At 68.4% G+C, this 19929-nt stretch carries 25 protein-coding genes and 2 tRNA genes; 23 read left to right on the forward strand and 4 right to left on the reverse strand.

Going from position 1 to position 19929, the window contains the following annotated elements:
* Genes NO998_RS09870 through NO998_RS09880 form a run of 3 tightly spaced genes read right to left on the reverse strand, consistent with a single transcriptional unit; the run spans position 1 to position 2025 of the window.
* Positions 1 to 636: a uracil-DNA glycosylase gene (locus NO998_RS09870; RefSeq protein WP_379822062.1), complete on the reverse strand. Its 636-nt coding sequence runs from the start codon at positions 634 to 636 to the stop codon at positions 1 to 3.
* Positions 637 to 680: 44 nt separating this feature from the next.
* Complete coding sequence (locus tag NO998_RS09875) at positions 681 to 992, reverse strand: DUF7976 family protein (RefSeq protein WP_267646956.1); 312 nt, start codon at positions 990 to 992, stop codon at positions 681 to 683.
* On the reverse strand, positions 982 to 2025 hold the full coding sequence (locus tag NO998_RS09880; RefSeq protein WP_303648168.1) for an Mrp/NBP35 family ATP-binding protein: 1044 nt from the start codon (positions 2023 to 2025) through the stop codon (positions 982 to 984). Before NO998_RS09880 ends, NO998_RS09875 begins: the two co-directional genes overlap by 11 nt.
* 240 nt (positions 2026 to 2265) lie before the next feature.
* Between NO998_RS09880 and moaA the strand changes: the two genes are divergently transcribed.
* Positions 2266 to 3300: a GTP 3',8-cyclase MoaA gene (gene moaA, locus NO998_RS09890; protein ID WP_379822059.1), complete on the forward strand. Its 1035-nt coding sequence runs from the start codon at positions 2266 to 2268 to the stop codon at positions 3298 to 3300.
* Positions 3301 to 3303: 3 nt separating this feature from the next.
* Here the strand turns inward: moaA and NO998_RS09895 are convergent, their stop codons facing one another.
* Complete coding sequence (locus tag NO998_RS09895) at positions 3304 to 4842, reverse strand: lipopolysaccharide biosynthesis protein (protein WP_267646957.1); 1539 nt, start codon at positions 4840 to 4842, stop codon at positions 3304 to 3306.
* Positions 4843 to 5041: 199 nt separating this feature from the next.
* On the opposite strand from NO998_RS09895, the gene NO998_RS09900 reads away from it, so the two are divergent.
* From NO998_RS09900 to NO998_RS10005, 22 genes are all read left to right on the forward strand, one after another.
* Positions 5042 to 5305, forward strand: a complete 264-nt coding sequence (locus tag NO998_RS09900) for a hypothetical protein (protein ID WP_267646958.1) — start codon at positions 5042 to 5044, stop codon at positions 5303 to 5305.
* Positions 5302 to 6138 (forward strand): beta-keto acid cleavage family enzyme, encoded by an 837-nt coding sequence (locus NO998_RS09905; RefSeq protein ID WP_267646959.1) that lies wholly within the window; start codon positions 5302 to 5304, stop codon positions 6136 to 6138. Before NO998_RS09900 ends, NO998_RS09905 begins: the two co-directional genes overlap by 4 nt.
* A gap of 210 nt (positions 6139 to 6348) precedes the next feature.
* A tRNA-Ser gene (locus NO998_RS09910) sits at positions 6349 to 6433 on the forward strand.
* Between the two features lie 22 nt (positions 6434 to 6455).
* Entirely contained in the window at positions 6456 to 6968 is a 513-nt protein-coding gene (locus NO998_RS09915) for a 30S ribosomal protein S13 (RefSeq protein ID WP_267646960.1), read from the forward strand.
* Entirely contained in the window at positions 6968 to 7495 is a 528-nt protein-coding gene (locus NO998_RS09920) for a 30S ribosomal protein S4 (protein WP_267646961.1), read from the forward strand. The genes NO998_RS09915 and NO998_RS09920 overlap by 1 nt, the downstream gene beginning before the upstream one ends.
* Positions 7492 to 7893: a 30S ribosomal protein S11 gene (locus NO998_RS09925; RefSeq protein WP_267646962.1), complete on the forward strand. Its 402-nt coding sequence runs from the start codon at positions 7492 to 7494 to the stop codon at positions 7891 to 7893. The genes NO998_RS09920 and NO998_RS09925 overlap by 4 nt, the downstream gene beginning before the upstream one ends.
* A 3-nt stretch (positions 7894 to 7896) precedes the next feature.
* Positions 7897 to 8658: a DNA-directed RNA polymerase subunit D gene (locus NO998_RS09930; protein ID WP_267646963.1), complete on the forward strand. Its 762-nt coding sequence runs from the start codon at positions 7897 to 7899 to the stop codon at positions 8656 to 8658.
* A 117-nt stretch (positions 8659 to 8775) separates the two neighbouring features.
* Positions 8776 to 8860, forward strand: a tRNA-Leu gene (locus tag NO998_RS09935).
* Positions 8849 to 9259 carry a 50S ribosomal protein L18e gene (locus NO998_RS09940; RefSeq protein WP_345781131.1) on the forward strand — a complete coding sequence of 137 codons (411 nt, stop codon included), beginning with the start codon at positions 8849 to 8851 and terminating at the stop codon, positions 9257 to 9259. Before NO998_RS09935 ends, NO998_RS09940 begins: the two co-directional genes overlap by 12 nt.
* Complete coding sequence (locus NO998_RS09945; RefSeq protein ID WP_267646965.1) at positions 9256 to 9693, forward strand: 50S ribosomal protein L13; 438 nt, start codon at positions 9256 to 9258, stop codon at positions 9691 to 9693. Before NO998_RS09940 ends, NO998_RS09945 begins: the two co-directional genes overlap by 4 nt.
* Complete coding sequence (locus tag NO998_RS09950; protein ID WP_267646966.1) at positions 9687 to 10085, forward strand: 30S ribosomal protein S9; 399 nt, start codon at positions 9687 to 9689, stop codon at positions 10083 to 10085. The genes NO998_RS09945 and NO998_RS09950 overlap by 7 nt, the downstream gene beginning before the upstream one ends.
* Positions 10086 to 10097: 12 nt before the next feature.
* A complete protein-coding gene (locus tag NO998_RS09955; protein WP_267646967.1) occupies positions 10098 to 10292 on the forward strand; it encodes a DNA-directed RNA polymerase subunit N in 195 nt (64 codons plus the stop codon).
* The gene (locus NO998_RS09960) at positions 10289 to 10465 is read left to right on the forward strand and encodes a DNA-directed RNA polymerase subunit K (RefSeq protein WP_267646968.1); all 177 of its coding nucleotides are present in this window, start codon (positions 10289 to 10291) and stop codon (positions 10463 to 10465) included. Before NO998_RS09955 ends, NO998_RS09960 begins: the two co-directional genes overlap by 4 nt.
* Positions 10462 to 11661: a phosphopyruvate hydratase gene (gene eno / locus NO998_RS09965; protein WP_267646969.1), complete on the forward strand. Its 1200-nt coding sequence runs from the start codon at positions 10462 to 10464 to the stop codon at positions 11659 to 11661. Before NO998_RS09960 ends, eno begins: the two co-directional genes overlap by 4 nt.
* Entirely contained in the window at positions 11658 to 12389 is a 732-nt protein-coding gene (rpsB, locus tag NO998_RS09970) for a 30S ribosomal protein S2 (protein ID WP_267646970.1), read from the forward strand. Before eno ends, rpsB begins: the two co-directional genes overlap by 4 nt.
* A 109-nt stretch (positions 12390 to 12498) precedes the next feature.
* Positions 12499 to 12876 (forward strand): cupin domain-containing protein, encoded by a 378-nt coding sequence (locus NO998_RS09975; protein WP_267646971.1) that lies wholly within the window; start codon positions 12499 to 12501, stop codon positions 12874 to 12876.
* 41 nt (positions 12877 to 12917) lie between these two features.
* Entirely contained in the window at positions 12918 to 13928 is a 1011-nt protein-coding gene (mvk, locus tag NO998_RS09980; protein ID WP_267646973.1) for a mevalonate kinase, read from the forward strand.
* Positions 13925 to 14686, forward strand: coding sequence for an isopentenyl phosphate kinase (locus NO998_RS09985; protein WP_267646975.1), 762 nt, complete (start codon positions 13925 to 13927; stop codon positions 14684 to 14686). Before mvk ends, NO998_RS09985 begins: the two co-directional genes overlap by 4 nt.
* Positions 14687 to 14899: 213 nt before the next feature.
* The gene (locus tag NO998_RS09990) at positions 14900 to 15943 is read left to right on the forward strand and encodes an ATP-binding protein (RefSeq protein ID WP_267646977.1); all 1044 of its coding nucleotides are present in this window, start codon (positions 14900 to 14902) and stop codon (positions 15941 to 15943) included.
* 73 nt (positions 15944 to 16016) lie between these two features.
* A complete protein-coding gene (locus NO998_RS09995; RefSeq protein ID WP_267646978.1) occupies positions 16017 to 16604 on the forward strand; it encodes a thymidine kinase in 588 nt (195 codons plus the stop codon).
* Positions 16605 to 16635: 31 nt separating this feature from the next.
* A complete protein-coding gene (locus tag NO998_RS10000) occupies positions 16636 to 17238 on the forward strand; it encodes a YIP1 family protein (RefSeq protein WP_267646979.1) in 603 nt (200 codons plus the stop codon).
* 57 nt (positions 17239 to 17295) lie between these two features.
* Entirely contained in the window at positions 17296 to 19464 is a 2169-nt protein-coding gene (locus NO998_RS10005; RefSeq protein ID WP_267646980.1) for a DHH family phosphoesterase, read from the forward strand.
* Positions 19465 to 19929: the final 465 nt, after the last annotated feature.

A 19929-nucleotide genomic window follows, 5' to 3' on the forward strand; every position in this document is an offset into this window, starting at 1 on the left:
TCACCGGCTCCGGCGGCCCTTCGTCTGGCGGTAGTCCCGCGGGAAGACGTTCTCCGTCAGGTGTTCGACGAACGCGGTCTCCTGTTCGTCAGTCTGTTCCTCAGGGAGAAGCATCGGCACCAGTTCGAACCCGCGACCGCGCACCGTCGTCGCGTGTTCGTCGGCGGCGTCGAAGCTCTCTGGGGCACGGGTAGTGTACTCGATGGCCAACTCCCGGAGGGCTCTGGTGCCGACCGGGACGATGATCTCGGGGTTGATCATCCGCAGTTCGGCGTTGAGGAACGGCTCGCAGGTGCGCACTTCCTCGTCGGTCGCGTCCCGGTCGGGGTGGCGACAGCGCGAGAGGTAGGTCAGATAGACGTTCTGGAGGTCGGGCTCCGGCGAATCGGCCGGCGAACGCGAGAAGCCGAGTTCGCCGAGGATGCGCTGAACGCGCTCACCCGCCGGGTCGCCGGTGAAGGGGACGCCGGTCGCTTCGGCGCCCGCCGAGGGACCCTCGCCGACGAAGACGAACTCCGCGCCCGCGTCGCCGTAGCCGTGGACGACGCGCTCGCGGCAGTCGGCCAGCGCCGGACAGTTCCGGCAGTCCTCGTCCATGTTGAACGGGTTGGTGAGCGTCTCTTGGTGCGCGGTCACGGTTGCCGAAAGGTGGGTGTCGGCGAGGAAAACGGTTCGGGTCGCTACTCGTCGCGGCCGCGGTTCAGCCCGCCCTGGGCCTTGATGTCCATGATGTGGCGCATGTTCAGGTAGATCTCCGCGGGCGAGGTCTCCTCGCCTTCCTTGTAGAGGTCAGAGACCCGGTAGAGGAACGCCGAGACCTGCGACGCCTCCGAGGAGTCGTCGCGGGCACGGACCTCCTCGGCGACCTCGCGGAGCAGTTCGCGCTTCTCGGCGTCCTCGGGGAACGTCGAGTCGCTGTCGGGTGCCATCTGCCAGTCCGGTTCGTCCCCGGCGCTCGACCCGTCGCCGCCCTCGTCGTCCTCACCGGCCATGCTGCTGGACACCCTGTCGGCGGATCACGCCGATGTTGTTGGCGACGTTCTCGGTCAGCACGCGGAACGCGTCGGCCGTCTCGCCCTCCGTGAGTACGACCGGCTTCCCCTCGTCGCCGCCGGCGCGGATCTCGGGGTCGAGCGGAACGCCGCCGAGGAAGGGGAGGTCGCTCTCGTCGGCGAGTTCGCGGCCGCCGCCCTCGCCGAATATCTCGTGTTGGCTCCCGCAGTCCGGACAGCGGAACGAGGACATGTTCTCGGCGATGCCAAGCACCGGCGTCTCGTGTTTGCCGAACATCCGCAGCCCCTTTCGGGCGTCGTCGACGGCGACGCCCTGCGGCGTCGTGACGATGACGGAGCCGGTGAGCGGGAGCGTCTGGAGGATAGTCAGCTGGGTGTCGCCCGTCCCCGGCGGGAGGTCGAGCACCATGTAGTCGAGTTCGCCCCACTCCACGTCCTCGACCAACTGGGTCAGGAGCTTGTGGACCATCGGGCCACGCCAGATGACGGGGTCGTCCTCGCCGGAGAGGAACGCCATCGACATCAGCTTCACGCCGAACTTCTCCGGCGGGATGATGGTGTCCTGCTCGGTGGCCCGTGGCGCCTCGTCGGCGTCGAGCATCCGGGGGACGTTCGGCCCGTACACGTCGGCGTCGAACAGGCCGACGCGGGCGCCCAGCTTCGAGAGCCCGGCGGCGATGTTGACCGCCATCGTCGACTTCCCGACACCGCCCTTCCCGGAGGCGACGGCGATGATGTTCTTCACGCCCGGAAGGACCTGGTCCTCCTCGGCGGTGTCGTTGGGGATGTTGGCCGAGAGGTCGACCTCCAGGCCGGCGTCGTTGAGCGTCTCCCGGACCTCGGCGGCGATGGCCGACTCGTGGGGGGCGTAGGGTGCCCCCAGCGCGAGCGAGACCCGAGCGGTCCCGTCCTCGACCTCGATCGCGTTGACCAGTCCGAGCGAGACGAGGTCGTCGCCCAACGCCGGGTCCTCGACCTCCGCGAGCAGGTCGCGTACGGCGGCTTCGTCCATAGCTTACGGAGACGCGTTTCGCTAATAGGGGTTTTGAAGGCGCGATAGAGCGGGGCTGCCTTCGGGAGTCACTCCGTCCCAGTCCCGCCGGGCGTCGGCACCGGCACGGCCGGGGAACTGGAAAAGTCGGACGGCCGACCGATATGCCCTTGTCGACATATCCAACGAAACCGTATTCGGTTTCGTGTTGCGGTAGTTGTACCCGCCAATTTAAGCCCATCCGGTCACTTTACACTGGAAATGACGCTCTCGGACGACTTCGGCCGCGAGGTAACTGGCGTCCGGGTCTCCCTCACCGACCGGTGCAACTTCGACTGCGTGTACTGTCACAACGAGGGGCTCGGCGACACCCGTGGCCCGATGGAGCCCGGCGACGACGAGATGGACACCGACGACGTGGTGCGCTTTTTGGAGGTCGTCTCGGAGTACGGCGTCGACTCCGTGAAGCTCACCGGCGGCGAACCGATGCTCCGACAGGACTTAGAGGAGATCATCCGCCGAACCCCGGACTCGATGGAGGTGTCGATGACCACCAACGGGACGTTCCTCCCCGGGCGCGCCGAGGACCTGAAGGAAACCGGGCTCGACCGCGTGAACGTCTCACAGGACGCCCTCGACCCCGACGAGTTCGCCGAGATCACGAAGTCCGGCGCCTACGACAAGGTGATGGAGGGCGTGCAGGCCGCCGTCGACGCCGGGCTGGCGCCGGTGAAGCTCAACATGGTCGTCTTCGAGCACACCGCGGGCTACGTCGAGGGCATGGTCGAGCACGTCGCCGAGAACGAGGGGCTCCAGCTCCAGCTGATCGAGTACATGCCCGAACTGACCGGGAAACCGGAGTGGAACATCGACATCCAGCGCGTCCACGACTGGCTCGCGGACATCGCCGAGCACGTCGAACACCGCGAGATGCACGACCGCAAGCGCTACTACGTCAACCCCGAGGCCGCCGAGTCCGTCGCTGCCACGCCCGAGCCCGCCGACATCGAGGAGTTCCAGGGCGGGATGGTCGAGATCGTCGACCCCGTCGAGAACGCCGACTTCTGTGCCAACTGCGGCCGGGTCCGCGTGACCCACGAGGGCTACCTCAAGGGCTGTCTCAACCGCAACGACGACCTGAAGTCGATGGGGGAGATGAGCCGCGAGGAGATCGCCGAAGCGTTCGAGGAAGTCGTCGCCGAACGGGTGCCCTACTACGGCGAGTACCTCGTGGAGAACGAGCGCGGCGAGTACGAGATCAACGACGAGTACATCTCGACCGGCACCGCGGACTGAGGCTCACCGACCCGGTACCAACTCACCGTACCGCTCGACCAACGTTGACGCCAGCCGGCGCTCCACCGGCGTGAACCCCAGCAGCTTCATCGTCGCCGCGAACACGGCCAGCCCCAGCAGCGTCCCCACGACGGCGCCGACGACGCCCGGCGCGAGCACGTAGGCGCCGAGCGCGACGGCGGCGTAGGGTACCGCCGCGATGAGGGGGTAGCTGTGCCGCTTCGTGAACGGCTGGAGCCCTTCGAGGTGGTAGAGCACCGCCACCTCGATCCCGTTGTTGAGCGTGAGCATCAGCAGGTAGGTCCAGACCACGCCCGCGAGACCGTACTGGACCGTGAGCGGGACGGCGACGGCCGCGAGCACCGTGGTGATCACGACGTTGGTCACGAGCAGCGCCTGCTGGTGGTCGGTCATGCGCAGGAGGATCCCCACGCTACCGGCGGCACACGCCGCGATCTGGGCGAACACGAAGAGAGTCAACAGCGGCGCGTACTCGGTGAACGTCGGGCCGAAGGCCGCCATCACCGTCTCCCGATAAACGACGACCGGCACCGCGGCGGCGACGACGCCGACGAGGACGAGGCGGCTGGTGACGTGGTAGAGCCGCGAGAGGGCGTCCTCGTGGCCCTCCTCGTTGAGCGCGGCGGCGACCGGCGGGATGAACTGGTTGATCGCCATCAGCGGCAGCCGGACGAGTTGGGAGACCAGCACGCCGACCGAGAACACGCCGCCGGCGACGCCCGAGAGGAAGACGGCGATCAGGGGGTAGAACCCCAGTCGCTGGGTCGTGGTGGCGATCCCGCCGAGGAACAGCGGGACGGTGTAGCCGAGGTAGCGCCGTCGGAGCGCCGCGAGCCCCTCCCCGCGGATTCGCGGGCGGAAGCCACGGGCGCGGACGATCCAGACCGCGGCGCCGACGCCGGTGAGCCCCATCACCGCCAGCACGCCGCCGGCGACGAACGCGATATCGCCGACGACGAACGCGCCGACGGCGCCCACGGCCAACTGGGCGGCTGGGTAGAGCAGCCGCAGCGTGAGGTTCAGCGGGGCGACCTCCTCGATCCCGCGGAGCACCTCGGTGACGGTAAACAGCCAGACGCTCGCCGGCATCCCCAGCGCGAACACGCGGAGCAGCGTCTCGAAGCGCTGGCTCTGGTCGGCGAAGGCGGTGATCCGCGGTGCGAGAAGGAACAAGCCCGCTCCGAAGACGGTGGCGACGCCGAGCAACAGCAGCGCGGCGAAGGTGGCGAGGGCGTCGCGTTCCTCCTGATCGGCGGTCGGGAGGAAGCGGCTCAGCCCGTTCCGGAAGCCGAGGACGATCCGCGAGAGGAACCGTTGGGTGCGGCGCGCGAGCGCGAACAGGCCGTAGGGTGCGGCGCCGAGCCCGTTGGTCAGCGCGGCGGTGAAGGCGACGGTGAGGGCACGCTGGAGCAGGATGCTCGGCACCGAGACGGCGGCGCCGTGGGCGACGCGCTCCAGCGCGTCGTCGAGCCGACGAGTCACCTCGTCGACGGCTTCGCCCTCGGGCGGATCGTCGGACACGTCGCCGGCTACCCGGAACGCGTGAATAAGCCCGGCGGTCCGTCGTCGCCGGCCAAGGCTTCGCTTGCCAGTTCGCCGTCGACGTGGGTGGGCATGAGCGTCGATGCCGCGCGGGGGCGGGTAACACCATCTCTCGGGTACCGATGGGGGAGAATGACGGCGAGGGTAGCTTGATGGGCGCCCGCGGCGACTGGTCGGTATGAGCGACGCCTGTGAGTTCCTGGAGCGACGGTCCGTCGGCGACGATGGGGAGTCGTTCGAGCACGAGCGACCGTACTGCACCGCCGTCGAGGCGTTCGTCCAGCCGATGCGGGCCGACATCTGTGCGAAACGGTACGGCCTCGACCCGGAGACCGACTGCGAACACTACCGCGAGGCGAAGGGCCTGGGGTCGGTGACGGGGCTCGACGGCGACGCCGTGGACGACGGGGCGTCGACGCCGACGGGGGGTGACGAGTCGTGAGCTACAACGACTACCGCGCGGGTAAGCCGCTGATCGTCACCGCGGCGCTGACCGGCGGCGTCCACGGGAAGGAGTCGAACCCGAACGTTCCCGAGACCCCCTCGGAGGTTGCCGAGGCCGCGGCGGCCGCCGAAGACGCCGGTGCGAGCATCCTCCACCTGCACGCCCGCGAGGACTCCGGGGAGCGCGCGTTCTCGACCGAGCGGTTCCAGGAACTCACTGACGCGGTTCGGGAGGCGACTGACGACGTGATCATCCAGCACTCGACCGGCGGAACCGCGGCGTCCGACGCGCTCCGGGCCGAACCGCTCCGGACCGACCCCGCCCCCGAGATGGCGTCGCTGGATATGGGGCCGCTGAATCGCTACCAGCACCTCACCAGCGAGAACACCCGAGCGCTGGTCGACGCACTCCACGAGGAGATGCAGGCCCGCGGGATCAAGCCCGAACTGGAGGTGTTCAACGGCGGTCACGTCAACGAGGCGCTGCGGATCTGGGACGACCTCGACACGCCGCCGTACGTGAACCTCGTCTTCGGCGGCGGGACGACGACGATTCCCTCGCCGCGCAATCTGCTCAACATGGTGGCGGACCTCCCCGACGGCACGGAGTTCAACGTCCTCGCGTTCGGCCCGCACCAACTCCCGCTGACGACGATGGGGATCATCATGGGCGGGCACGTCCGCGTGGGGCTGGAGGACAACCTCTACTACCGGAAAGGCGAGCCGGCGACGAGCAACGCCCAGTTGGTCGAGCGGACGGTCCGCATCGCCGAGGAACTCGGTCGCCCCGTGGCGTCGACGGCCGAGGCACGGGAGATACTGGAGTTGTAGGCGTCGGCGGCGACGATCGGGGCGCCGTGACCGTGGGCGGGGGCGACGACGGCGACCCCACGAGGTCGGCGCCCTCCCCGGTGTTTCCCTCTCACACACCCACCCCCGTTCCGTGATGTTTAAGTACGTAGTGCCGGAAGCGATGAGTGTAGTGAACTGTAGGGGCGCCGGGTCCCGAGTCCGACGACGGGCGACGATACCAGCACGCGGGTTGCGGTAGCCTAGCCTGGCCCAAGGCGCAGGGTTGCTAACTCTGTGGCGCACAGCCTCCGGGGTTCAAATCCCCGCCGCAACGCTCGCACCGACACCAACCAGATATGAGTGCAGAAGAACCAGCGGACGGCGAGACGGAGGACGAAGACCTCCAGTATTTCGTCCGGATCGGGCAGACCGACCTGGACGGGACCAAATCCGTCGAGCGGTCCCTCAGTGAACTCAAAGGAATCGGCAAGCGCATGGCGCGCATCGTCGCCGACAAGGCCGACGTAGATCGGCAGGCGACGTTCGGGCGTCTCGACGACGACGACATCGAGAGTGTCGTCGACGTCGTCGAGAACCTCGAGAGCTACATCCCGACGTGGATGGCCAACCGGCAGAACGACTTCTTCACCGGCGATACCACCCACGTGACCGGGAGTGACCTCGAGGAGTCCCGGCGCCACGACATCAACCGAATGCAGATGATCAGCTCCTACAAGGGCGTCCGCCACGAGCGCGGGAAGAAGGTCCGCGGACAGCGGACCAAGTCCACGGGTCGAACCGAGGGGACCATCGGGGTCAACATCGAGGAGATCCGCGAGGAGATGGAAGAAGACGCTGGTGAGGAATAATGACGACCGGAAACGCAACCAAACGCTACGAGACGCCGAACCACCCCTTCCAGGGCGAGCGTATCGCCGAGGAAGCCGGGCTGGTCGACCGATACGGACTCGAGAGCAAAGAGGAGCTCTGGCGTGCACAGTCGCGTCTGCGTGACTTCCGACGCGAGGCTCGACGACTGCTCGGCGCCGCACAGGGTGACGTCGAGGAAGCCGGCGAGATGGGCGCGGAGTTCGTCGCTCGCCTCCAGAAGATCGGCATCCTCAACGAGGCCGACGACATCTCGGAGGTCCTGACCCTCGACGAGACCGACGTGCTGGAACGCCGCTTCCAGACCGTCGTCTACCGACAGGGGCTGGCGGCAACCCCCCAGCAGGCTCGACAGTTCCTCGTCCACGGCCACGTTACCGTCGACGGCGCACGCGTCACCGCGCCGTCGAAGTTCGTGACCGTCGACGAGGAGGACAGCATCGAGTTCGACGAGAACTCCGTGCTGGCAGACGAGCTCCACCCCGCACGCGCGGAGGATCAAGAATGAGCGAGAGCGAGACCACAGCCAACGGCGAGAAGTGGGGCATCGCACACGTGTTCGCGTCGTTCAACAACACGCTGATCACCGTGACCGACGCGACGGGCGCCGAAACCGTCGCCAAGTCCTCCGGTGGGACCGTCGTGAAGCAGAACCGCGACGAGGCGTCGCCCTACGCGGCCATGCAGATGGCCGAGGCCGTCGTCGACGACGTGAAGGCCGCCGGCATCGGCGGCGTCCACGTCCGCGTCCGCGGTCCGGGCGGCAACGACACCAAGTCCCCCGGCCCCGGTGCGCAGGCAACCATTCGCGCGCTGGCCCGAGCAGGGCTGGAGATCGGCCGTATCGAGGACGTGACCCCGCTCCCGCACGACGGGACGCGCGCACCCAAGAAGAACCGACTGTAACACATGGCAGACGAATTCGACGTCGAGTTCATCCGCGGCGACGACCGCGAGGCGCGGATCCTCGTCCGCGGGCTGACCCCAGCGTTCGCCAACGGGCTGCGCCGGGCGATGATCGCCGACGTGCCCACGCTGAGTATCGACACCGTCCGGATGGTGGAGAACTCCTCGGTGATGTTCGACGAGATGATCGGGCTCCGACTCGGGCTCGTCCCGCTGACGACGCCCGACGACTTCGAGTACGGTGACACCGTCACCCTCGCGCTCGACGTCGAAGGGCCCGGCACGGCGTACTCGGGGGACCTCGAGTCCTCGGACCCGGACGTACAGCCGGCCGACGAGAACATTCCGATCATCGAACTCAAGGAGAACCCCGGTGGGGAGAACCAGCGTATCGAGCTCGAAGCCGATGCAGTGCTCGACGACGCGAAAACCCACGCCAAGCAGTCCGGGGGCGTCGCGGTCGGCTACCGCCACCTGCAGAAGGTGACGGTCGTCGGCGACCGCGGCGAGTTCGACGACGAGGAGACCAACATCCTCCGCGGGGTCATCGAGACCGAGGAGGGTGAGCTCGTCCACACCGACGAGTTCGACAACGACCTGACCGAGCGCTACCCCGGCAAGGAACTCGAAGTCGAGGACGTTCCGGGGGCGTTCGTCTTCCACGTGGAGACGGACGGCTCGATGACGGTCGAGGAACTGATGCTCCGCGGTATCGACTCGATCGAGTCGCGCGCGGACGAACTGCAGGAGAAAGTCGCAGTCTGATGACCCGAAACCCACGACACCCCGACGCCAGCCCCCGATCCGGGAGCGCCGGCGCCGCCGGTTCGTGGGGGCGGACCGAAACCGCTTTCAAGGGACATCGAGTACACGAGAGTGCAGGCAGGGATAGCCAAGTCAGGCCAACGGCGCAGCGTTCAGGGCGCTGTCCTGTAGAGGTCCGCAGGTTCAAATCCTGCTCCCTGCACTCTCAGCTTTTCGGAGGCAACTCCACTCAAGAGGTCAATCCATGAGTAGCAACAAGACGAACCCGAGACTAGGGAGCCTCATCGCCGAGCTCAAGTCGGTCTCGCGTGACGTCGGTGCCAACGTCTGGTCCGACGTGGCGGAACGGCTCGAGAAGCCGCGCCGCACCCACGCAGAGGTCAACCTGGGCCGCATCGAGCGCTACGCGCAGGAAGACGAGACCGTTATCGTGCCGGGCAAGGTGCTCGGTAGCGGTGTGCTCCAGAAGGATGTCACCGTCGCCGCCGTGAGCTTCTCCGGAACCGCCCGGAAGAAGATCGACCAGGTCGGCGAGGCGGTGCAGCTCGAACAGATACTCGAAGACAACCCCGAAGGTAGCAACGTGCGGGTGATCCGATGAGCGTCGCCGAGTGGGAGGCCGACCTCGTCGTCGACGCCCGCGACTGCATCATGGGACGAGTCGCCAGCGAGGTCGCCCAGCGCGCCCTCGCCGGTGACCGCGTCGCCATCATCAACGCCGAGGACGCCGTCATCACCGGCAACGAGGAGTCCACGATGGACACCTACCGCAAGCGAGCGGACCTCGGCTCGGACTCGGGGCCCTACTACCCCAAGCGTCCGGACCGCATCTTCAAGCGCTCCGTGCGCGGGATGCTGCCGTACAAGCAGGACCGTGGCCGCCAGGCCTTCGAGAGCGTGCGGGTCTACGTGGGCAACCCCCACGACCGCGAGGGTGAGGTGCTCGAGGGCACTTCGCTCGACCGACTCTCGAACATCAAGTTCACCTCGCTCGGTGAGATCTCCGAGACCCTCGGCGCCAACAAGACATGGTAACGAACACGTCCGGTAAGAAGAAGACGGCCGTCGCCCGCGCCACCGTGAGCGAAGGCGAGGGTCGCGTTCGCATCAACTCCCAGCCCGTCGAGCTGGTCGAACCCGAACTCTCCCGGCTGAAGATGCTGGAGCCGTTCCGCATCGCCGGCGACGACCTCCGCGAGCAGGTCGACATCGACGTGTCGATCTCCGGCGGTGGGTTCGCCGGGCAGGCTGACGCCGCCCGCACCGCCATCGCGCGTGGGCTGGTCCAGCACCTGCAGGACGCCGAGCTCCGCGATGCCTACATGGAGTTCGACCGCTCGCTGCTGGTCAACGACTCCCGGCAGTCCGAGCCGAAGAAGTGGGGCGGGCCCGGCGCGCGTGCTCGCTACCAGAAGTCCTACCGCTGAGGTGATCCACCCATGATGATACCCGTCCGGTGTTTCACGTGCGGCAACGTCATCGGTGAACACTGGGAAGAGTTCCAGGAACGCGGTCGTGAGGGCGACGAGGACCCCGCAGAGGTCCTCGACGAACTCGGCGTCACCCGCCACTGCTGCCGGCGGATGATGATCAGCCACCGCGATCTGGTGGACGTGGTCTCCCCCTACCAATGAGCACGGAGTTCAATCGGTACGAGAAGGCCCGCATCATCGGCGCCCGAGCGCTGCAGTTGTCCTACGGCGCGCCGGTGCTGGTGGAGACAGGGACGACCGAGCCGTACCTCATCGCGGCTGAGGAGTACGACGCGGGCGTCCTGCCCTTCACCGTTCGACGGGAGGGCAAATGACGCGAATCAGCGGCGTCTCGCTCCGGCGCGTGCTCGACTCCCGTGGCAACCCCACGGTCGAGGCCGACGTGCTGACGGCGTCGGGCGGCTTCGGCCGCGCGGCAGCCCCATCCGGGGCCAGTACCGGCGAGCACGAGGCCATCGAGCTCCCACCCGGCGAAGCGATCGCCGCGGCCCGGAAGCACGCGGTCCCCCGACTCGTGGAGACGGCCCACGCGGGGAACCAGCGCGAGGTCGACGCCGCGCTCCGCGGTGCCGACGGCACCGAGAACTTCTCGGAGATCGGCGCCAACAGCGCGGTCGCCATCTCGATGGCCGCCGCCAAGGCCGGCGCCGACGTGCTCGGGGCGCCGCTGTATCAACACCTCGGCGGCGCGTTCCGCGGGGAGAACTTCCCCGTGCCGCTGGGTAACGTCGTGGGCGGCGGCGAACACGCCGCCGACGCGACCCACATTCAGGAGTTCCTCGCAGCACCCGTGGGGGCGCCCTCCGTGTCGGAGGCCGTCTTCGCCAACGCCGCGGTCCACGAGACCGTCGGCGAGATCCTCACCGAGCGTGGCATCCCCGCCGCCAAAGGTGACGAGGGCGCGTGGGCGCCGGCGATCGACGACGCGGAAGCGTTCGAGATCGTTGCGGCCGCCTGCGAACGGGTCGCCGAGGACGTCGGGTTCGATATCCAGTTCGGTCTCGACATCGCCGCCTCGGAGCTCTGGGACGGCGACGCCTACCAGTACGGCGAGACGAGCCGAACGCCCGAGGAACAGATCGACTACGTGGCTGAGTTGGTCCGCGAGTACGATCTGGCCTACGTCGAGGACCCCGTCGAGGAGAACGACTTCGACGGGTTCGCGGCGCTGACCGAGCGTGTGGGTAGCGAGACGCTGCTGTGTGGCGACGACCTGTTCGTCACCAACACCGAGCGACTCGAAACGGGCATCGAGCAGGGCGCTGGCAACAGCATCCTGATCAAGCCCAACCAGATCGGGACGCTCTCGCTGGCGGTCGACGCCATCGAGACCGCGACCCGCAACGGGTTCACGCCCGTGATCTCCCACCGCTCGGGGGAGACCGAGGACACGACGATCGCACACCTCGCCGTCGCGACGGGGGCCCCGTTCATCAAGACGGGCACCGTCGGGGGCGAGCGAACCGCCAAACTCAACGAACTCATCCGCATCGCGGAGGACGCTGTATGAGCGAAAGCGAGAACGACGAGACAGAACCCGCCGAGGAGGAGGTGGCCGCCGAGGCCGCCGAGTCCGAGGCGGCGGCAGAGACCGCCTCGGACGACGAGGCAGAAACAGAATCCCGGTTCGACGAGAACGTCATGCCCGAGGGCGAGGAGGCCGACCTCCTCATCCCCGTGGAGGACTACCTCTCGGCTGGGGTCCACATCGGGACCCAGCAGAAGACCGCGGACATGGAGCGGTTCATCCACCGCGTCCGTGACGACGGCCTCTACGTGCTCGACGTGAGCCAGACGGACGGCCGCATCCGAACGGCTGCGGAGTTCCTCTCCAACTACGACCCCGAGCAGGTGCTCGTCACCTCCTCGCGGCAGTACGGTCGGTTCCCGGCCGAGAAGTTCGCGGACGCCATCGGCGCCCGCGCACGCACCGGTCGGTTCATCCCGGGCACCCTGACGAACCCCAAGTACGACGGCTACATCGAGCCGGACGTCGTGGTCGTCACGGACCCGATCGGCGACGCACAGGCGGTGAAGGAGGCCATCACGGTCGGCATCCCCGTCATCGCCATGTGTGACTCGAACAACGCCGTCTCGAACGTCGACCTGGTCATCCCGACCAACAACAAGGGTCGACGTGCGCTGTCGGTCGTCTACTGGCTGCTGGCCAACGAGACGCTCGACAACCGCGGCGCCGAGCCCACCTACGCCCTCGACGACTTCGAGGCGGGGCTCTAGAGTCGCTGATCCGTTTCCGTACTACTTTCTAACGCCCGATAGCGGCGGCTCTCCCGTGGCGATGAGCCACCGGCGACGAGCTTTTGCACACGGTGGGTAAGTGGCCCGTATGGGCTACCGAACCGTCAGGACCGAGGACGTGGAGCCGACACCGGACCGACCCTGTGAACTCCGCCGACTGACCGAGGCCGCGGGGCTGGAACACGTCGCCGTCAACCGCTACAGCGCCGACCCCGGCGAGACCATCCCGCTCCGGTACCACTACCACGAGGAACAGGAGGAGGCGTTCTACGTCATCTCGGGGGCGATGGCGGTCGAGACGCCGGAAGAGACGTTCACCGTCGGCGCCGACGAACTGTTCGCCGCCGACGCCGAGAGCCCCCACCGGGCGTACTGCCCCGAGGACGCCGAGGGGACCGTCGAGGTGTTGGCCATCGGCGCGCCGCAGGTCAGCGGCGACGCGCGGGCGTACGACGCCGACGAGTAGCAGTCGGAACGACTGTAACCATCGAGGGCGAGCGTTCGGCCATGACGACTTCGAGCGCTCCCGGGAAGGTGTACCTGTTCGGGGAGCACGCCGTGGTGTACGGCGAGCCGGCGGTCCCGTGTGCCATCGAGCGCCGGGCGCGGGTGACCGCCGAGCCGCGGGACGACCACCGCGTTCGTGTGGAGTCCGACGACCTCACCCTCGACGGCTTCACCGTCGAGTGGGGCGCCGACACCGACGACCACCCCAACGTGGACGTGCCCTCGAACCTCGTGGCTGCGGCGACGGGCTACGTCGACGAGGCACTGGCACAGGCCCGCGACGCGCTCGGCGATCCCGAGGCCGGCTTCGACGTGACTATCGAGAGCGACATCCCGCTCGGCGGGGGGCTTGGCTCCTCGGCGGCGGTCGTCGTCGCCGCCATCGACGCCGCGGTCCGCTCCCGCGGCGAGTCGATCGAACCCGAGGAGCTGGCCGACCGTGCCTACCAGGCCGAGGCAGCCGTCCAGGACGGCGAGGCCTCCCGCGCAGACACCTACTGCTCGGCGATGGGCGGCGCCGTCCGCGTCGAGGGCGACGACACCCGACCGATCGGGGCCCCCGAACTCCCGCTGGTGATCGGCTACGACGGCGGCGCCGGCGACACGGGGAAGCTCGTGGCCGGCGTGCGGGCACTGAAGGAGGAGTACGAGTTCGCCGCTGACACCGTCGAGACCATCGGCGACCTCACCCGGGAGGGCGAGCGACTGCTCGCCGACGCCGAGCCGGGGGGTGAGCCGGGCGACGAACTCCTCGAGGAACTCGGCGACCTGATGGACTTCAACCACGGCCTGCTGTCGGCGCTGGGCGTCTCCGCGCGCTCGCTGGACCGGATGGTCTGGACCGCGCGGGAGGCCGAGGCCACGGGCGCGAAGCTGACCGGCGCCGGCGGCGGGGGCTGTATCGTGGCGCTCGACCCGAGCGAGGCCACCGAGCGCGCGCTGGCGTACTCCCCCGGCTGTGAGGAGAGCTTCCGTGCCGAACTCGCGACCGAAGGGGTGCGGGCCGAATGAACCCGACGATCCTCAAACTCGGCGGCTCGGTGATCACCGACAAGGACCGCGCGGAGACCTTAGACGGCGACGCGCTCGACGCGGCGGCCGACGCTATCGCCGACGCGATGGAGAACGGCAGCGTCTCCGGGTTGGTCGTGGTCCACGGCGGCGGGAGTTTCGGCCACCACCACGCCAGCGAGGCGGGTGTGAGCACTACCGAGGGGACCACCGACGCCGCCGATGCCATCGCCATTCACGGCGCGATGAAGACGCTCAACCAGTTCGTGCTCTCCCGACTCCACGAGCGTGGCGTGCCTGCGCTCCCCGTCAACCCGCTCTCTGCGGGCGCCCGGGACGCCGAGGGGGACCTCGACATGCCGACGGGACAGGTGGCGACGATGCTCGGGGAGGGGTTCGTCCCGGTCCTCCACGGCGACGTGATCGCGACCGAGGGGAAGGGCATCACGGTCCTCTCGGGCGACGAGATCGTGACGACGGCCGCCGAACAGCTTTCGGCGGGCCGCGTGGGGCTCTGTTCGACGGTGCCGGGCGTGCTCGACACCGACGGCGACGTGATCCCCGAGATCACGGCCTTCGCCGACGCCGCCGGCGCCCTCGGCGGCAGCGACGCCGACGCCGACGTGACCGGCGGGATGGCGGCGAAGGTTCGGGAACTGCTCGACCTCGGCGCACCGGCGTCGGTGTTCGGCCCCGACGACATCGGGGCGTTCTTGGACGGCGACACGCCGGGGACGACGATCCGGGGCGGCGACTGACAGCCGCCACGGACGATGATCCGCGGACGGTGACCGTCAACCGTCCCGGTGCGACGATCCGTTGTCCGCACCGGTCGAGCGTGCTAGGGAGTAGTTCGCCGTGGAGGACATTTAGTTAAGCCGAACGCGAGTTCTTTCGAGACAGTGAACCGCCATCAGGAAAGAGTTGCCCGTTTACTGGTTTATATGCGGTTTTTCGCTCACTACATCGGTATGGACGATGGTGGGGTCGATCTCCCCGATCTGGTGACGGACCTAGACATCAACGTGGTCGTCCACGATCCGGAATCCGGGAGGATCGTCGACGTAGACCGCTCCGCTGCGGAGCTCTACGGACGCCCACGGCAGCGGCTTCGAGGGATGTCGATCGGGGACTTGACACCCCCGTCGACGCGGTTCACACAGCAGGACGCAGTCTCGCGTGTCCGGACGGCGGCCACGGGCGAGTCCGGCAGCTTCGAGTGGCAGATCCAACGGGCCAACGGGGAGCTACGCTGGATTCGGGTCCACCTCGGCGCGACAACCATCGACGGGGTCGAGTACGTCGTCGCCGAGATCGAGGACATCACCGAGTACCGAGCCCGCGAGCAGCGGCTCCGACTTCTGAGCAGGATCGTCCGACACAACCTCCGGAACCGGGCGAACGTGCTGATGGGCTACGCCGACAGGATCAGCCGGGCCATCGAGGACGAAGCGCTCGAAGAGGAGATCGAGACGATCATGGACGTCACCACCGAGGTCGGGACGCTGAGCGACTCGGTTCGCCAACTGGAGGAGATCGCCGAGCCCGACGCAACCGAACGAACGATCGTCGACCTCGGAGAGCTGGTGGCGCCGGTGGTCGCCGATTTCAGAGAGGAGTACCCCGAGGTCGACCTCAGCTACGAGGCGTCGCCGGGCGTCCACGTCGTCGCCGACCAAGGACTCGAGTACGCGATCGAACACGCCATCGAGAACGCGATCGTCCACAACGATCAGGCCACCCCGACCGTGTCGGTGAGCGTGAGCGAGGACACCGGTCGAAAGAACGGGAAGGTCCAGGTCCGGGACAACGGGCCGCCGATCCCCGAGAGCGAGATCAGGGTCCTCGAGGCCGACGTGGAGTCGAGCAGCACGTACCACGGCTCGGGCGTCGGGCTCTGGATCATCCAGTGGTGTGTCGACTCGCTGGGCGGCGAGCTCAGGTTCGGGGAGAACGAGCCCCGGGGAAACGTCCTCGACGTGTTCCTGCCGAGGAGCGACGCGGTGAGCGGGTAACGGCTACGCCCCCCGCCCGGCGGATCGCCGGCGCTTCAGCAACCCTTTAGCCTTCCCCTGCCCCGGTTGGACCATGCACGAGATCACCGGGAGCGGCTTCGTCGAGGTCGTGGCCGGGTCGATGTTCTCGGGGAAGACCGAGGAGCTGCTCCGGCGACTTCGCCGGGCCGAGATCGCGGGACAGGACGTGGCAGCGTTCACGCCAGCCATCGACGACCGCTACGGCGAGACCACCATCGGCTCCCACGAGGGCCGTCAGTGGGAGGCACAGGTGATCGACAACGTCGGCGAGGGCGTCTGGGACATCCAGGACCACCTCAACGGCGAGGAGGTCGTCGCCATCGACGAGGCGAACTTCTTCGATAAGGACCTCGTCAACGTCTGTAACGTCCTCGCCAACGACGGCCGGCGCGTTATCGTCTCGGGGACGGACATCACGTTCCGCGGCGAGCCGTTCACGCCGCTGCCGGAGCTGATGGCCATCGCCGAGTACGTCGATAAGCTCCGGGCGATCTGTACGGAGTGTGGCGAGCCGGCGACCCGGAACCAACGGCTGGTCGACGGTGAGCCGGCACACATCGACGACCCGACCATCGTCGTCGGCGCCGAGGAGTCTTACGAGGCACGGTGTCGGAACTGTCACACCCTCCGGACCGACTGATGATGGCCACGGAAACGCCGGAGGACCGCCGATGACGACGTGGGTGGAGAACCCAGAGGGGGGGCGCGACCGCGGGCCGCGGGCGCTCGCCCGGGCGTGGGCGGAGGTGATCGTCCGACCGCGGCGGTTCTTCCGGAACGGGATCGCGCCGGCCGATCAGGCGCCCGGGCTGGTGTTCGGCGTACTCGTCGCCCTGGGTGCGGTCGGCGGGCGCCTGGCGACGGGCGACCTCCCGAGCTTCGAGACCGTCGACGCCATCCCGCCGTTCGTCCCCGAGACGGGGCCGGTTCGAGTGCTGTTGGTCCTCATGGGCGTCGGCCTGTTTCTCGCCCCGGCGACGTTCCACCTCGCGGCGGCGGTCGAGACGGTCGGGCTGTCGCTGCTGGCCCCGGACCGGGCGGGCGTGAGCGAGACGGTGCAGATCATCGCCTATGCGACCGCCCCGTGTCTGCTGACCGCGGTGCCGTGGGCGCCGCTCCGGGTGGCGTGCTGTCTGTACGGTGCGGGGCTGTTGGTCGTCGGGACCGCGGTCCGGCACCGAACGACGCTGCCGCGGGCGGCGATGGCGGCGGCGGTCCCGGCCGCGTTGGTGTTCGGCTACGGCTTCGGCGGGTTCGCGGCCGCCGGGCTCTGAGTCCGGATACGGGCGTTTCGACAACACCTTTAGGGCGGACCGTGTGGGTTCTCACAAATGGGTAACTGCATTATCTGTGGCGCCGATACCCAGGGCCACATCTGTCAGTCGCACGAGGAAGACGTGGTGTTCGAGTTCCGGGGCGACAGCCCGGACCAGCTCGTCGAGAACCGATTCTACCGCGGCGTCGTCGACGGCTACGCCGACTTCGGCGTGTTCATCGACCTCTCGCCGAGCGTGACCGGCCTGCTCCACCGTTCGGAGCTCGACGGTCGCCTCGAGAGCCTCGATTGGGAGCCGGGAGACACCGTGTTCGTCCAAGTCAAGAACGTCCGTGACAACGGCAACATCGACCTGACCTCCTCGATCCGGCAGGCCGAACGCGAGTTCCGCGGGATGCTGATCCAGGACGGCACCGAGGAACAGCTGCCGGAGGACGACGAGGGAAACGGGAGTGAGGAGGTCGAAGCGGGAAACGGACGTGAGCGGAACGGCGAGTCCGTAGCCGCGACGACCTCCGAGGAGGAGTCGACGGACGAGGCCACCGAAACGGACGAGCCCGCGGCGGAAACGGCCGACGACGAGTCGGTGACCGACGCTGCGGAGCCCGAAGAAGCGAGCGAGGAGGACGAGCCCGAGGCCAAGGCTGAATCCGAGCCCGAAACGGAAGCTGAGCCCGAGTCCGAACCCGAAGCCGAGGACGTGACCCGCCGCGAGATCGGCGACCTCTCCGACCGCGTCGGCGAGGAAGTCCGTATCGAGGGCGAGGTCGTGAGTGTCCGCCAGACCGGCGGCCCGACCGTGTTCGAACTCCGTGACGAGAGCGGCGTCGTCGACTGTGCGGCGTTCGTCGAGGCGGGCGTCCGCGCCTACCCCGAGATCGAGGTCGGTGACATCGTCCGACTGGACGGTGAGGTCGAACTCCGCCACGACGAACTGCAGGTCGAGACCGAGGCGCTGGTCGCCCTGGAGGGCGAGGAGGCCGAGGAAGTCGAACGGCGACTCGCCGACGCGATGACCGAGCGCGCCCGCCCCGACGAGGCGACGCTGGTGGCCGAAGACGACGCCGTCGCGGCCGCGAGCGAGGAACTGCTCGACGCCGCAGAGGCGATCCGCCGCGCCGTGCTCGAGTCCCGACCGATCGTCGTCCGACACGCCGCGACCGCCGACGGCTACGTCGCCGGTGTGGCGCTCGAACGCGCGATCCTCCCGATGGTCCGCGAGGAGCACGCCGAGAGCGACGCCGAGTACCACTACGTGACCCGGCGCCCGCTCGAGGAGTCGGTGTACGGCATGAACGACGCGACCAACGACGTGACCCGGATGCTGCAGGACCGGGACCGTCACGACGAGAAGCTGCCGCTGGTCGTGCTCGCCGGCACCGCCTCCACGGTCGAGAGCGAGGACGGCCTGGAGATGCTGGGCATCTACGGGGCACAGCGCGTCGTCGTCGACGCCGCGCCCGCCGACCCCGAGATCGCCGACGCGGCCGAGGTGCTGGTCAACCCGGCCGCCGACGGCCTCTCGACGGGCGCGCTCGCCTCGTCGCTGGCCTCGACGGTCACCCCCGAGGTCCGCGAGGAGATCGCCCACCTGCCGGCGGTCAGCTACTGGCAGGACACCCCCGAGGCCTACGTCGACGCCGCCAGCGAGGCCGGCTTCGACGCCGAGGCCGTGACGGAACTCCGTGAGGCCGTCGCACTGGAGGCGTTCTACCAGTCCTACGACGAGAAGCGCGAACTGGTCGGCGACCTGCTGTTCGGCGAGTCCGTCGAGGCCATCGCCGCCGGCGCGCCGGAGGACGCCGCCGAGTCCGAGACGCTCGCAGGTCACATCGCCACCCAGTTCCGCGAGAAGATGGATACCGAGGTCGAGACCGCCGAGGCGAACTTCGAGACCAGCGAGACCGACGGGATCGAGGTCGCCGTGCTCGATACGGATTCGTACACCCACAAGTACGACTTCCCGCCGAGTTCGCTCCTACTGGACGAACTCCACCGCCGCGGCGACGCGAGCGTGACGATCGGCGTCGCGATGGACGAACTTTGGGTCCGCGCGGACGCGGACATCGACCTGCGCGAGGTCGCCCGCGAGGCGGCCTCGAACGCGCCGGGCGCCGGCCTCACGGCCGCGGGCCTGCGCGAGGGGCGCATCGAGTTCCTCTCGGGTGCCCGCGAGGAAGTCGAGATCGCCGTCGTCGGCGCCGTCGTCGAGCAGTTCGACTGAGACGCCGACCCCTGCGTGCCGGTTTCTGCGGTTTTCGTCCGCTCGGTAGTTGCTTCTGGGTTCAGCTACTGAGACTGCGATAGCGCCGCGATCGGTGACGACTGCAACAGCAACAGCGCCTCGATGCGTGACCTCTTGGACCGCAAAGCGCCGGATACGCGGGTCCGGCGCTGGAAAAGAGTCCCCGCTACTCCCCCCGCGCTCGCCGACCGCTTGCGAGCGCGAGGCGTCCACCGCCACCGCAACGGCGGTGGCGCGAAGCGCGAGCGGCTCCGGCCGCGAAGGAGCGCGAGGGGCGAGGGACTGTAGGGAGCGAGCCGGTTGGGGAGGGTGTGGCCGTTGTCCGGTAGCTGTGGGGCCACAAGTGCTCATGCTCGCTCCGCGGTCCTGTCCGCTTAGCAGTCACCGACGAGTCGCACGCGACGTTTCCCTACCGAGGCGGTTTCCACTCACTGTCGGTCGGGT

The sequence above is a fragment of the Halolamina litorea genome (assembly GCF_026616205.1).
In the GTDB taxonomy this organism is placed as follows: Archaea; Halobacteriota; Halobacteria; order Halobacteriales; family Haloferacaceae; genus Halolamina; species Halolamina litorea.